A 12,860-nucleotide genomic window follows, 5' to 3' on the forward strand; every position below is an offset into this window, starting at 1 on the left:
TCAGAGCATCCAGCATCGGGGCAATGTGCCTTTGTTCAGTTGCCGCAAAACCGGCATCAGGGTACGGCGCAGGGCAAAGCTGTTTTCAGCCAGGGCGCGAACAATCAGCAATTCGTTTTGTATAAGTGTCGCCCCTGCCGTATCCGGCAGCATGTCGCGAACCGGGCCCAAATGAGCTTCAACAGCCTTCGAGGCAAATACGATCAACGCCATTGCCCCAGCGCCGTTTGCGATATGCGGCTTGGACAGATGAGCGTTCAAGTCGCCTGAAAACTGTATCGCATCCAGAAAAACCGGACCTTTTTGGCGGTGTATCTCGATCCGATCACTGAGACGGATTTTGCTGAGCCGCTCTCCCATCGCCGCGCGCCCGAAGACCATTGGCTCGATCATCAACAACTCAGCCTCAGGAGCTAAATCGATCTTCAGCCGACGCTCCAACGCGCTATCGTTGAACAGGATCGTCTCTTGCGGCAACCAATTCACACGAGCGCCAGACTGAACTGTCAGGTGGTTGGTAATCTGGCCGATTTCTTCAGGCTGCGCTTTGTAGACACGTTCGCAAGCCTGCGTTGTCAGCGTCAGCGTAGTGCCTTCTGCAGCTTTGCCTGAAAACCGAAATCTATCGCCCCCGGTCACTCCACCGGCCGTGTTCAGAAGAACCGCCTCCAAATGCGGCGTTGTGGTTCTTGGGAACAAGCACTTGAAGGACCCGGAATGGTGAAACCTGTCTAATACACTCTTAGCGCCCAGCAGCTTGGTGCTTAGGTTAACTGAACCAGCGGCGCGTGGTGGGTTCGCACTTTGCGCGGGTTTTATAACAGCAGCTTGAGTAATAAGGCACCTTTGGAAGACCTGTTGGTGCCATCTGTTTCCTTGCTGACGCGCCGAAACGCCAATTTGCACCGTCGCAGAATGCCTAGTTTCGCGTCATCCGATCAAATATTAACCGAATGCACGCCCGGCGGCCTAAAATTTAAGCTGATTCACCCTATAAATGAATGCGTCTCACCCTAAACCCGCAAGTCGCACTGCGTTGCGGAAGTCGAAAGGACCGCCGCAACGCAAAGCACGTTCGTTAAGTTTGGCCGCTGCGCTTAGCCAACGTATTGATCGGCAACAACTTCCCCAAACCTGTCAAAAAACTTGGCCGAGAGTTTTTTGGCAGTTCCTGAGATCAACCTGCTGCCCAGTTGTGCAATTTTACCGCCAATTGCGACCTTGGCGGTATAAGACAGCACTGTTTCTTCCCCATCAGCCACAAGAGAGACATCAGCGCCACCATTTGCGAAACCCGCGGCTCCTCCCTTCCCTTCTCCACTCAACGAGAACGCATCAGGCGCTTCTGAATTGTCCAGCGTAACCTCGCCATTGAATCGCGCCTTAACGGGGCCGATTTTCAGCACAACTTTGGCCTCAAGATGCTCAGGTGAATGCTGGATAAGCTCTTCGCACCCAGGAATGCATTCGCGCAGGACATCCGGGTCATTCAGCGCGCGGTACACTACGTCTCGGGGCGCAGAGATGCGAATTTCGTCATTTAGTTCCATCTGAGGATCCTTTTCTCAACAACATCTTGGGAAAACACGAAGTGCCACCTCGGTCGCTTCTTCCGGGGTCGAATCCGGTTTTGCAGCCCGGAAGGACGCCAACCAGTTAAGCCATTTTTTCTTCATGCGAAGTCTCCTCGGATTTATCTGAGTTCCGCCAAAGGATAATTTCAGCAAGGATCGACAGGGCAATTTCGTGTGGGTCGATCGCATGGATGTCCAAACCGGCAGGCGACTTGAGCCGCTTGGTTTGTGCAGAACTCAAACCTTGCGCTTCCAACCTGTCGCACAACACCTCAGCCTTTCGGTGGCTCGCAACCATTGACACACGGCGCGCCGGTGTCTCGAGCGCGGCTTTCAATGCGGCGCCATCACCTTTTCCCTGCGAAGCGACCACTGCGAAATCGCGTGGCTCAACACCCAAAGCGCTTAAGTTTTTCGGATCGAAACTGGTAAAATCCACTTCACTCTCAGAACCTTCGGGCAAGCAAACACGCAATCCGATAAGCGCTGCGTGCTCTGCGAGGGCATGGGCAATCGGGGACTCTCCAAAGATGATCAAACGCGGCGCATGCTGATACGGCTCAATCAGCAAGTCGACCGTTCCACCCGAAGGGCAACCGCTCTTGAAGGTTTCCACGCCGTCCGGGTCTGTCATTGCCACCACCTTGTCCGAGGGTTTCACGCGGATCATTTTCGGAAAGCCACCTGTAAGTGCTTCCTGAGCTGATGCCCGTACAACGCGCTGCACACAGGCTCCACCCAGATGTCCCAATATCCGACCGTCTCGCGTGACTACTGCCTTGCCGCCCGCCTTGGCCGAGGTCGCGTCGGCGGTGCGAAGGACAGTTGCCACGCAAAAAGCGTCCCCCTGCTGGCGCAGCTGTTCAATCGTGTCGAAGATGTCGAAACCTGCCATGGTTTTATCCTTTCACAGTTTTCGGAATTCAGGTTCTAGTGCCGCCAGTGCTTCAAGCGTGTTGGCAGGAAGATGCGCGTCCAGGTACGGCTCTGCGGCCTTCATGGCAGCGGCAATGGGCTGGTAATCTTTCCATCCTTTAAGCGGATTCAGCCAAACCACCCGTCGTGCCTTGCGTCGGACCCGCGCCAGTATATGCCCCAAAGCCGCAGGCGACGAGCTGCAATAGCCATCCGAAAGGATCAATACCACCGTCCGCCCGTTCAGGGCACGGGCACCGTATCCATTCAAAAATTTTTCGAGGCTACCCGAGATGTCAGTACCGCCGCCAAACCCTTCGGCCATCAGCGACAATCGGCCAGCCGCGCGCAGCGTGTCGTGATCGCGCAGTACATCCGTCACCCGCATCAAATGCGTATGAAATAAATACGCATCCGCTTCGGCTCCGCTGCCAATCAACCCCTTGAGAAAGGCAAGGAAAACTCGCGAATAAACTGTCATCGAACCGCTAACGTCACACAAAGCCACGATCCGCATAGGGCGTGGCGGGCGAGCACGACGGTAAAGATCAATCGGCTCACCACCCCTCGCAAGGCTGGCGCGTTGAATACGGCGCATATCCAAAGCCGGGCCGCGCATCGCAAGTTTGCGTCTGCGCGAGCGACGGTCCCGGATGGCTCGCGCGATGGCGGTTGCCGCCTGTTCCGCTTGCTTCAACGCGTCTTCATCCATCAGCTCACGCAAATCCCGACGCGACAGGTTAGCCGTACGGGTTGCGATCAGCCTCCCGTCTCTCCCCAAGGCCTCCCCGTCGCCAGGATCAGGTTCTTGCGCCTGATCCGTGCCGGTTTCCGCCTCCCGAGCGTCTTGGCTTTGCTGCTGCCAAATCATCGGCTTTGCGGATTGAAGCCGCACATGAGCCGTGTGGGCAGTTCCAGTTCGGTGCTTGCCTGTATTTAACCAGTAGGCATCGAACAAGTCCTCGAAGCGACGCCAATCGTCAGCGTCGCCTGCCAGCAATACACAAAGCGCCCGCTGAGCCTGTCTGACATCCGTTGCGTCAACTGCTGCCAGAGCAGCCAGCGCGTCTCCTGTCTCAGCAGATCCCACACGCATCCCGTTCATGCGCAAATGTGCGATGAAACCGGACATGCGATCCGACAAACCAGATGCGCGGGAGGGAAACCGAGTGACTTGCATCAGGCGACTTTCCCGATCAGGCGATCCATGACTTCGGGCGGCGCGGCATCGTAGTCAGCGGCAGTTTTCAGAAGACACACAAGGGTTGCCTGAACCTCTTCCTTAGACTGCGCCATGTCGTTGACACCCAATCCTGATAGCGCGGCTGCCCAGTCCAGCATCTCGGCGATGCCGGGTGTCTTTTCTAAGTCTTCCTTCCGCAAAGCCTGCACGACCCCGATGATCTGACGCGCAAGCCGCCCTTCGACGTCAGGCATGCGCGCATTCAGGATCGCCATTTCAGTTTCTCGCGATGGGTAGTCGAGGAAACTGTAAAGACAGCGACGCCGCAGCGCGTCGGACAGATCTCGTGTCCCGTTGGCCGTCAGGATTACAATCGGGCGCGAACGCGCCTTCAGGGTGCCGAGTTCGGGGATGGTGATCTGAAAGTCTGACAGAATTTCAAGCAAGTAGGCTTCAAACTCTTCATCGGCCCGGTCGATTTCGTCGATCAGCAGAACCGGCGGATCTTCTTCGCTGATTGCCTCCAGCAATGGACGCTTCAGCAAGTAATCATCGGTGAACAGTTGCGCCTCGCTGGTGCCTCCGCCAGCCTCGCTTGCACGAATGGCCAAAAGCTGACGTTGGTAGTTCCACTCATAAATGGCGTGACTGGCGTCCAGCCCTTCGTAACACTGCAACCGGATCAATCGCGTCTCACGTTGAGCCGCAAGAGCCTTGGCAACCTCGGTCTTGCCGACACCCGCAGGCCCCTCAAGCAGCAACGGACGACCCAGCGTCTGCGCAAGATGCAGGGCCATGGCCAAACGATCATCGGCAACATAGCCCTGTGCGGCCAATCCGTTCTGAACGTCAGTCAAAGTCAAAACCAGGATCCAATCTTCATCTGGCCAAAAATACCTCGGGGGTCCGAGGGGGCAGAGCCCCCTCGCTTTGGTCGGGCCGGCGCCAGCCGGTCCGGACCATTTCACCCATGCATCCCAAGACCATTGGCGATCTTCCAGATCCGCCAGTGGTCGTGCGGCATGTGGCTTTGCACCAACCCAAAGGGCCGGAACGCATCATGCACCGCGTTCGAGAAGCAAGGAACGCCGCCCACGTTCGGGCTTTCACCCACTCCTTTTGCACCAATCGGATGGTGCGGGGACGGTGTCACCGTATAGTCGGTGATATAGTTCGGTGTCTCCCAGGCGGTTGGCAGGAAGAAGTCCATCAGGGTGCCTGTCTTTACATTGCCCATCTCATCATAGGCAATTTCCTGGCCCATCGCGATCGCCAGCGCTTCGGTTACACCACCATGGACCTGCCCGTCGATGATCATCGGGTTGATCCGCGTGCCGCAATCGTCCAGCGCATAGAACTTCCGCACTTCCCATTCGCCGGTATCCACGTCAATTTCCATAACGCAGATATAGGCCCCGAACGGATAGGTCATATTCGGCGGGTCGTAGTAGCTGACGGCTTCCAGCCCCGGCTCCAACCCCGGGATGGCCTGATTATAGGCGGCGAAGGCGATTTCTTTCATGGTCTTGAACCGCTCGGGCGCGCCTTTGACAGCGAACCGGTCCACATCCCATTCGACGTCGTCATCATGCACCTCAAGCAGATAGGCAGCAATCATCTGCGCCTTCGCGCGGATCTTGCGCGCGGCCATAGCCGTCGCCGCCCCAGCCACAGGCGTGGACCGAGAGCCATAGGTCCCAAGACCATAAGGCGCGGTGTCCGTGTCGCCTTCCTCCAGCGTGATATCGTCGGCGGGCAGGCCGATCTCGCTGGCGATGATCTGGGCAAAAGTCGTGGCATGGCCTTGACCCTGACTGATCGTCCCGAGCCGCGCGATGGCTGAACCCGTTGGATGTATGCGGATTTCGCAACTATCAAACATTCCCAGCCCAAGAATATCGCAATTCTTGACCGGCCCGGCCCCGACAATCTCGGTGAAATGTGTCAGGCCAATCCCCAGCAGCTTACGAGTCTTGCCAGCTTTGAAGTCCTCGACCCGCTGCGCCTGTTCGGCCCGCAGACCGTCATAGTCTACGGCCTTCAACGCCTTGTCCCAAGCGGTATGATAATCGCCCGAGTCATACTCCCAGCCCAGCGCCGACTGATACGGGAACTGATCCGCCTTGATAAAGTTGATCCGACGCAGCTCGGCCGCGTCCATGTTCAGCTTGATGGCCAGAACCTCGATCATGCGCTCGATGAAATAAGCAGCCTCGGTCACGCGGAAGGAACAGCGATAGGCCACCCCTCCAGGCGCCTTGTTGGTATAGACGCCGTCCACGGCCAGATAGGCGGTGGGGATGTCATAAGACCCGGTGCAGATATTCATGAACCCAGCCGGGAACTTGGTCGGGTCGGCACAGGCATCAAACCCGCCGTGATCCGCCGTGGTATGGCACCACAACCCGGTGATCTTGCCATCCTTGGTGGCGGCGATCTTGCCCTGCATCCAGTAGTCGCGGGCAAAAGCGGTGGACATCAGGTTTTCCATCCGGTCCTCGATCCACTTCACCGGCTTACCGGTGACAATGGACGCCACGACCGAGCAAACGTAACCCGCATAGGCGCCGACCTTGTTGCCGAATCCGCCGCCGATATCAGGACTGATCACGCGGATATTGTGTTCGGCCAGACCCGAGATCAGCGACACAACCGTCCGGATCGCATGGGGTGCCTGGAACGTACCGTAAAGCGTCAGCTTGCCGGTCACCTTGTCCATCGAGGCCACACAGCCGCAGGTTTCCAGCGGGCAAGGGTGCGTGCGGTGATAATAGACCATCTCCTCGGCCACGACATCAGCCTCGGCCAAAATAGCCTCGGTTGCGTCTTTGTCGCCCTGCTCCCAGGTGAAGATATGGTTGTGATGCTTACGCGGTCCGTGCGCGCCTTCTGTCTGGCCTTCAAGATCTTCGCGCAGGACAACGTCGGATTTCAGCGCCTCGAACGGGTCGGTCAGAACGGGCAGTTCCTCGTATTCGACCTCGACCAGTTCGGCTGCATCTGCGGCGATGTAGCGGTCTTCGGCGACGACATAAGCAACTTCCTGGCCCTGGAACAGCACTTTGCCATCGGCCAGTACCATCTGCTTGTCACCTGCCAGCGTCGGCATCCAGTGTAAACCCAGAGGTGCAAGATCCTCAGCTGTTAGCACGGCGACAACGCCGGGTACCGCCAAGGCTGCCTCTTTGTTCACGCTGACAACGCGGGCATGTGCGTAGGGGGAGCGCACAAAGTCACCGAACAGCATGCCGTCAAGCTTGATATCATCTACATAGTTGCCCTTGCCTTGGGTAAAGCGCACGTCCTCGACGCGTTTGCGGGCGCAGCCCATACCTTTGAGGTTGGCGGCGCGTTCTTCGGGGGTCAGAGTCTGGTCGTTCATTCCGCGGCCTCCTTCTGAGCGTTCAGCATGTCAGCCGAAGCTGAGATCGCCTTGACGATGTTCTGATATCCGGTGCAGCGGCACAGGTTTCCGGCCATGCCAAAACGGATTTCTTCCTCGGTCGGATTAGGGTTTTCCTGCAACAAACGATGCGCGCGGGTTATCATGCCCGGCGTGCAGAAGCCGCATTGCAACCCGTGATGTTCGCGGAACATCTCTTGTAAGACGCCCAAGCTGCCATCATCATTGGTCAGCCCTTCAACGGTGGTAATATCTGCCCCGTTCACCTGGGCCACAAAGGTGGTGCAGGACTTGACGGATTTGCCATCGATATCAACGGTGCAGGCCCCACAATGGCTGGTCTCGCAACCGATATGAGGGCCGGTAATTTTCAGATCTTCCCGCAGGAAATGGATCAACAACGTGCGCGGTTCGGCCAGACCTTCGACCTCTTTGCCGTTCACGGTGAGTTTGACGTGCATTTTCGACATTGCTTTCTCTCCTCACCCTGCGCGGCTTTGCGCACGGTCGATGGCGCGGCGCAGCATTACGGCGGCCACGTGTTTCTTGAATTCAACGGGTCCTCGATTATCGGCGACGGGATCGATCGCATCGAGCATAGCGGCAACGCAGCCCTCGACGTCACCACCTGCGAGAGCGGTGCTCGCGTCTGCGGACCAAATGGGTGTGTCGGCCAGATTGGTCATTGCAACCGAAGCGGTTCCCTGCCCAAACATCACCGCGGCAGCGGCCGTCGCATAGTCGCCAATCTTGCGCTTTTGCTTTTCATAGGCTTGCCCAACGCCGGCAGCGGGAACAGGTATTGAAATCCGGGTCAGGATCTCTTCATCTTCGCGCGCAGTGAAATATGCGGCCTCATAAAAATCACGGGCGGCTACGCTGCGGTTGCCGTCAGGCCCCGACAATTCGAACGTGGCATTCAGGCATTGCATCAAACCCGGCATGTCATTGCCAGGATCCCCATTGGCCACGTTGCCACCAACGGTGCCCATGTACCGCACCTGAGGATCGGCGATCTGCAAAGCAGCTTCGCGGATCAAAGGGATTGCCGAGGCCAGACCGTCATGCGTAATCATCTCGTGCTGCGTCACCATCGCCCCCAAGGACACCGTGTCGGAACCGATCTTGACCCCTTTGAGTTCGTCGATAGCCTGCAAATCGACAAGATGGCCCATCTCGGCCATGCGCAGCTTCATCATCGGGATCAGGCTGTGCCCGCCCGCGATCACGCGCGCCTCATCTCCGTGCTCCTGCAAAATGCCAATGGCCGAGGCGATGTCGCCTGGCCGGTGATACTCAAAACCGGCTGGTATCATGTTTTTCCTCCCTGGGTCCGAGCGATATGCCTTGGGGGACCTGGGGAAAGGAGAGAGCTATGCAGCCAGCCGTTCCAGCAGCGAACAACAGAGCGCGCGGCTTGTTTCACGAAATGCGAATAAGCTGCACGAACTGCGATCAGAGACCGAGCGCCTCGCGAATATCCGTCAGACGGGAACGGCTTACCGGGACTTTGATCAGGGCGTCGACACCGTCGAAATAACATGTGCCGTTGTCCTTGTGACGCTCAAAGCCTGAGACGTGTTTGGGGTTCACCAGATAACTGCGATGAGCGCGTAAAAAACCATCTGGCTTTAGTCGCGTTTCGGCCTCGGTTATCGACCAAGGGCAAAACAGTTTTTCGGCACCCATATAGAGAACAGAATAATGCCCCTCGGCCCTGATGGCTGCGATTTTTGCAGGTTCTGTAAAAAAGGTCTGACCTTCTCGCTCGAACGGAACACCGGCGCGAAATGCGGCCGGTTCCGAGGCGGGTTCGGGCTTGGGTGTTTCCGTGGGCTCAATAAACGAGATGCCTGTCAACAGAAACGCCCCGCATATCAGAAACACCGAAACGGTCACGCCCATCGCCAGAACCTGATTGTCCAACGCAGGCCCTGCACCACCGACGCTGTCGCTTGCGACAAAGTCGGTCAGACCGGTTGCTACGAAATGCATGGTAAATACAGCCAGCCCAAAGCACACTGTCCCAAGCAATATGTTGCGCTGTGTGCGGTTTCCATAAGCGACCCAGATGGCCGCCACGGACAGGATCACCGAAGCCAGTGTCGCCACGAATACATCCAGAACATTATATACAGGACTACACAGCTGCATTCCGGCCATGCCAATATAGTGCATCAACACAATCCCCAGCCCAACGATCATCCCTGATCCAATCATCGTCTGTGGCGTGCGTGGGCGAAAATGCAGCAACAACAGCGCCAGCCCAACCATTAGGATTGCGACCAGCGCGGAAATCAGAGTGATCAAGGCATCATAGTAGAACAGGATCGGCAGTTGCAGGCCCAGCATGGCAACAAAGTGCATCGACCAGATACCACCACCCAGAATAACTGCTGCCAGAGCGACCACAAGTTTGCGCCGCTGCGTGTCCAGGCGAGACGCGCCATGAGTCAGATAGAGGCCGGTAAACCCAGCCATCAGCGCCACGGCCAGAGACGCTGCCACGAGCCACACATTGTGCGAATAGTCCAACATTCGGGTGTCCACGCCCTCCCCAGCGCGTGCTTGACGTTAGCAAACAGGAATTCCCGGTACAATCTAGTCTGGCCAAACTGTGAAAAGCGCTCTCAGACCAATTTTACCAGCGTAAGCCCCTTCAACTAAGTGCTTTTTCACACCTTGCCAGGATTGTGTCACCGCGAAACAGTAGTACGATCAAGCGAATTCACATGCATCGTGCATTCCCATGGCTCACTTAGACCACACGCTCGTACAACAAACCTTCTTCTTTTCGAAGCGACAATGGGGACAGACCGTACTGCATCACTGCAAAACGGATTTTCTCGGAGCGGGTTACAAAAACTTGATTGGCGATTAGCTTTTTATACGCGCAAGCTACGACAGCCTCTCGCTCGCCATTAGTTAAGTTCTTTCGACGTGACCCAACCCACTCTGGATCAGCGAATTACGTGAACCGAACATTTCGCATGATGCACAACCCTGTTTGCGGTTGATCCGAGGAATATGTCCTCGAAACCGGGCTTGTGCGATGCCAAAACAATGCAATCCACATCGTTCTCGTTCGCGAAATCAACGATCGCTCTACCTGCTTGACCCGAGATGAGTCGCGTCTTCGCTCCTGGAATCTCAGAGGCCGTCTGATGTAGGTTTTCCAGGATTTCATGCCGCGTGTTCGCAAGCACCTCACTTGGAATCTGAGACCCTACATAGGCCGGGATTGGTTCCTGGGCGTGTATCACAGTGAAAACAGCGTCCTCATCGGCCAATTGGCGCGCCGCCTCAAAGGACGCGCGCGTGTCGTGCTCTTGGTCCAGAGCAACCGGGATCAGGATGTTCTTATACATTTGGTCTCCTATCTACAGCTCCATCGACGTCAGCCTGAAATTTGCGACAGCAGGAAACCTACACAGGTTCAGACTTCGATGATTTGCCAGCACTCTTCGTTGCGGTCGCAACATCATCAACGGTTTTCTCGACAGCTTCAGCTTCGGTTTCCGCGACATATGCGGCACAACGGGCCACAGTTTCGAACCATTCCTGAGCATCAGCAACCAACCGCTCAACCGAATGGCGTTGCCATTCCGTCATGCTCTGAAGGGCTTTTGTCGGTTCAGACGGGTTGGCGGAAGATACTTTACGTGCAGCTTGCAGGGCCGTCCGGACCGCCTCGTGACGCCGTTCGAACCAATGCTGCGCAAAGGCTTCTGTTTCTTCTAACATTTTTTCTTGCGCGTCCCAAAACTGTTCGATCTGGGCACCGAAAGCTGGATTGCCAGAAACGGGCGGCTGCATTTGCTTGAATACGTCCATCAGTGAAGCCGGGTGCCTAGGGTTAGATTTCTTTGTCGACATCGAAAATTCCTCCTCATTCCCTGATGACCCATTGTCCCACCTGCAGCGAGCTTTCGCCTTAATACAGATCAATATTCCTTGTTTTCATACTTCCTGGCTTACGCCGCGAGAGAACACTCCTAACCTTTCGACATCGGTTCCTAGATGGCAGGATTGGAGTTAAAGTAGATCAAGCAAGAACTTAACGCTTGGTTTCAAATGAACATTGCGGGTTTTCTGATTACTCTTGGCGTCCTTTTCCTTGCCGGATTGGTGGCTGATCAGCTTGGTCGGGCCACGCATCTTCCTCGGGTTACGACCTTACTTTTCCTCGGCATGATCGCCGGGAACGCCGGAATGGGGTTGATCCCGCTTGACGTTGCAATGTGGTTCGATGAGGTATCCATCGTGGCTTTGACCATGGTTGCGTTTCTTCTTGGAGGGTCCTTAACCCGCGAGAACCTTGTTCGACATGGCCGGGCTATTCTGGCAATTTCCATTTCGATCGTGGTTGCCACCCTCATTATTGTGTCGGTTGGACTGACCGCAATTGGCGTACCTTTCGGGTTGGCGTTCGTATTGGCGGCAATTGCTACAGCTACGGCTCCGGCTGCCATGACAGACGTAATTAGACAGTCTGGGGTATCCAACAATTTCACCGAGACCTTAAAGGGCGTTGTCGCAATTGATGATGCTTGGGGTCTGATCGTTTTCAGCATCGCCTTGGTTCTGGCCGGTCATTCGGACGGTTGGGCCACCGTCACGACCACAGCGATCTGGGATTTCGGGGGCGCAATTGTTCTGGGCGGCGTGTTGGGCATTCCGTCCGCTTACCTGACCGGTCGATTAAAGCCAGGTGAACCAATGCAGGCCGAAGCGGTGGGGATCGTCTTTCTGACAGCGGGTCTTTCGCTCTGGCTGGAAGTTTCGTTCCTTGTAACAGGCATGGTCGCCGGAGCCGTGATCGGGAACCTTGCCCGCCACCATGACCGAGCCTTTCACGAAATCGAGCACATTCAATGGCCATTCATGATCCTGTTCTTCCTGCTGGCCGGAGCCTCATTGGATATTGAGGCTTTTGGCTTGATGGGCTGGGCCGGAGCCCTTTTCTTGCTTTTACGAACCATTGCACGACTTGTGGGCGGCTTTTGTGGCGCAAGACTAGGAGGCTTACCACGCCGTCAGGCTTACTGGTGTGGCCCCGCTTTACTGCCGCAGGCAGGGGTTGCAGTGGGGATGGCTTTGGTCGCCGGGGAACAGTTTCCAAATTGGGCGGCATCCATAATGGCCTTTACCTTGGCCAGTACGGTGGCATTTGAAGTGTTTGGGCCGCCACTGACGCTTATGTCGATCAGACGCACCGCGGATACCGAGTAGCTGCACGCTCGTTCGGAGCCTATTCAGCCTGAACCGATTCAAGAAAGACGAGCAAATTCGCCAGCGGCAGGCCCACCATCATAGGTTGGCCATTAGGCAAAGCGACAGCGATCTGTTGGTCCGTCTCAAAAACCGCGCCGAAGATTGGCATTTCGCCCCCATGCGCAAGCAATTGCGAGCGACCGTCAATCTGCTGAGCTATGCGATCTATCGGAAACACGCCGCCGTTTTCGGCCGCCAACTTGGTGAGGTCAGGTGTTTGAATAGCAAGCATTTCGGCCATCGGCCCATCGCCAGTCGCTTCGAAACCGTGGCATTGCCAGCAATACGTCCGGTACAAATCGCTTCCGTCGCTCACACTTACGTCCTGCGCCAGTGCAGAGCCGGTGACGAACAGCGTCAAAAATACCCCGTGAAATAACTGCATTTGCTCCTCCAATTCGCTGCTTCCGATGATGGTCCCATTAAATGGCATACTTAAGAAACTTCTTTGACCTCGCTCATGTTGTATGCGCCAAGACGAACGCTGGTGTTTCAGCTTTATAGCGTTGGA

At 56.3% G+C, this 12,860-nt stretch carries 13 protein-coding genes; 1 reads left to right on the top strand and 12 read right to left on the bottom strand.

Going from position 1 to position 12,860, the window contains the following annotated elements:
- From GOV85_RS03350 to GOV85_RS03400, 11 genes are all read right to left on the bottom strand, one after another.
- Entirely contained in the window at window positions 1–672 is a 672-nt protein-coding gene (locus GOV85_RS03350; RefSeq protein WP_254442948.1) for an urease accessory protein UreD, read from the bottom strand.
- 425 nt (window positions 673–1,097) lie between these two features.
- Window positions 1,098–1,550 (bottom strand): CoxG family protein, encoded by a 453-nt coding sequence (locus tag GOV85_RS03355; RefSeq protein ID WP_171174976.1) that lies wholly within the window; start codon window positions 1,548–1,550, stop codon window positions 1,098–1,100.
- Between the two features lie 106 nt (window positions 1,551–1,656).
- Entirely contained in the window at window positions 1,657–2,469 is an 813-nt protein-coding gene (locus tag GOV85_RS03360; protein ID WP_171174978.1) for an XdhC family protein, read from the bottom strand.
- Between the two features lie 12 nt (window positions 2,470–2,481).
- Window positions 2,482–3,621, bottom strand: a complete 1,140-nt coding sequence (locus tag GOV85_RS03365) for a VWA domain-containing protein (protein WP_254442949.1) — start codon at window positions 3,619–3,621, stop codon at window positions 2,482–2,484.
- 47 nt (window positions 3,622–3,668) lie between these two features.
- On the bottom strand, window positions 3,669–4,535 hold the full coding sequence (locus GOV85_RS03370) for a MoxR family ATPase (RefSeq protein WP_171174982.1): 867 nt from the start codon (window positions 4,533–4,535) through the stop codon (window positions 3,669–3,671).
- Between the two features lie 101 nt (window positions 4,536–4,636).
- Window positions 4,637–7,054: an aerobic carbon-monoxide dehydrogenase large subunit gene (locus GOV85_RS03375; RefSeq protein ID WP_171174984.1), complete on the bottom strand. Its 2,418-nt coding sequence runs from the start codon at window positions 7,052–7,054 to the stop codon at window positions 4,637–4,639.
- Window positions 7,051–7,545 (bottom strand): (2Fe-2S)-binding protein, encoded by a 495-nt coding sequence (locus GOV85_RS03380; protein WP_170355562.1) that lies wholly within the window; start codon window positions 7,543–7,545, stop codon window positions 7,051–7,053. Before GOV85_RS03380 ends, GOV85_RS03375 begins: the two co-directional genes overlap by 4 nt.
- Before the next feature lie 12 nt (window positions 7,546–7,557).
- Entirely contained in the window at window positions 7,558–8,391 is an 834-nt protein-coding gene (locus tag GOV85_RS03385; protein WP_171174986.1) for a xanthine dehydrogenase family protein subunit M, read from the bottom strand.
- Between the two features lie 139 nt (window positions 8,392–8,530).
- Window positions 8,531–9,613, bottom strand: a complete 1,083-nt coding sequence (locus GOV85_RS03390) for an MHYT domain-containing protein (protein WP_171174989.1) — start codon at window positions 9,611–9,613, stop codon at window positions 8,531–8,533.
- Between the two features lie 422 nt (window positions 9,614–10,035).
- Window positions 10,036–10,443 (bottom strand): universal stress protein, encoded by a 408-nt coding sequence (locus GOV85_RS03395; protein WP_171174991.1) that lies wholly within the window; start codon window positions 10,441–10,443, stop codon window positions 10,036–10,038.
- Window positions 10,444–10,501: 58 nt separating this feature from the next.
- Window positions 10,502–11,023 carry a phasin family protein gene (locus GOV85_RS03400; RefSeq protein WP_245224412.1) on the bottom strand — a complete coding sequence of 174 codons (522 nt, stop codon included), beginning with the start codon at window positions 11,021–11,023 and terminating at the stop codon, window positions 10,502–10,504.
- A gap of 126 nt (window positions 11,024–11,149) precedes the next feature.
- On the opposite strand from GOV85_RS03400, the gene GOV85_RS03405 reads away from it, so the two are divergent.
- Window positions 11,150–12,307: a cation:proton antiporter gene (locus GOV85_RS03405; protein WP_171174993.1), complete on the top strand. Its 1,158-nt coding sequence runs from the start codon at window positions 11,150–11,152 to the stop codon at window positions 12,305–12,307.
- 19 nt (window positions 12,308–12,326) lie between these two features.
- Here GOV85_RS03405 and GOV85_RS03410 read toward each other — a convergent pair whose 3' ends face one another.
- The gene (locus GOV85_RS03410) at window positions 12,327–12,734 is read right to left on the bottom strand and encodes a c-type cytochrome (RefSeq protein ID WP_245223137.1); all 408 of its coding nucleotides are present in this window, start codon (window positions 12,732–12,734) and stop codon (window positions 12,327–12,329) included.
- Window positions 12,735–12,860: the final 126 nt, after the last annotated feature.

The organism is Ruegeria sp. HKCCA4633 (genome assembly GCF_013034605.1).
Taxonomy (GTDB): domain Bacteria; phylum Pseudomonadota; class Alphaproteobacteria; order Rhodobacterales; family Rhodobacteraceae; genus Ruegeria.

Excerpts from the sequence above, each read along its gene's own strand:
- GOV85_RS03360 (WP_171174978.1), bottom strand. The coding sequence starts at position 2,469 with ATGGCAGGTTTCGACATCTTCGACACGATTGAACAGCTGCGCCAGCAG.
- GOV85_RS03365 (WP_254442949.1), bottom strand. The coding sequence starts at position 3,621 with ATGTCCGGTTTCATCGCACATTTGCGCATGAACGGGATGCGTGTGGGA.
- GOV85_RS03390 (WP_171174989.1), bottom strand. The coding sequence starts at position 9,613 with ATGTTGGACTATTCGCACAATGTGTGGCTCGTGGCAGCGTCTCTGGCC.
- GOV85_RS03410 (WP_245223137.1), bottom strand. The coding sequence starts at position 12,734 with ATGCAGTTATTTCACGGGGTATTTTTGACGCTGTTCGTCACCGGCTCT.
- GOV85_RS03405 (WP_171174993.1), top strand. The coding sequence starts at position 11,150 with ATGAACATTGCGGGTTTTCTGATTACTCTTGGCGTCCTTTTCCTTGCC.
- GOV85_RS03385 (WP_171174986.1), bottom strand. The coding sequence starts at position 8,391 with ATGATACCAGCCGGTTTTGAGTATCACCGGCCAGGCGACATCGCCTCG.
- GOV85_RS03380 (WP_170355562.1), bottom strand. The coding sequence starts at position 7,545 with ATGTCGAAAATGCACGTCAAACTCACCGTGAACGGCAAAGAGGTCGAA.
- GOV85_RS03375 (WP_171174984.1), bottom strand. The coding sequence starts at position 7,054 with ATGAACGACCAGACTCTGACCCCCGAAGAACGCGCCGCCAACCTCAAA.
- GOV85_RS03355 (WP_171174976.1), bottom strand. The coding sequence starts at position 1,550 with ATGGAACTAAATGACGAAATTCGCATCTCTGCGCCCCGAGACGTAGTG.
- GOV85_RS03395 (WP_171174991.1), bottom strand. The coding sequence starts at position 10,443 with ATGTATAAGAACATCCTGATCCCGGTTGCTCTGGACCAAGAGCACGAC.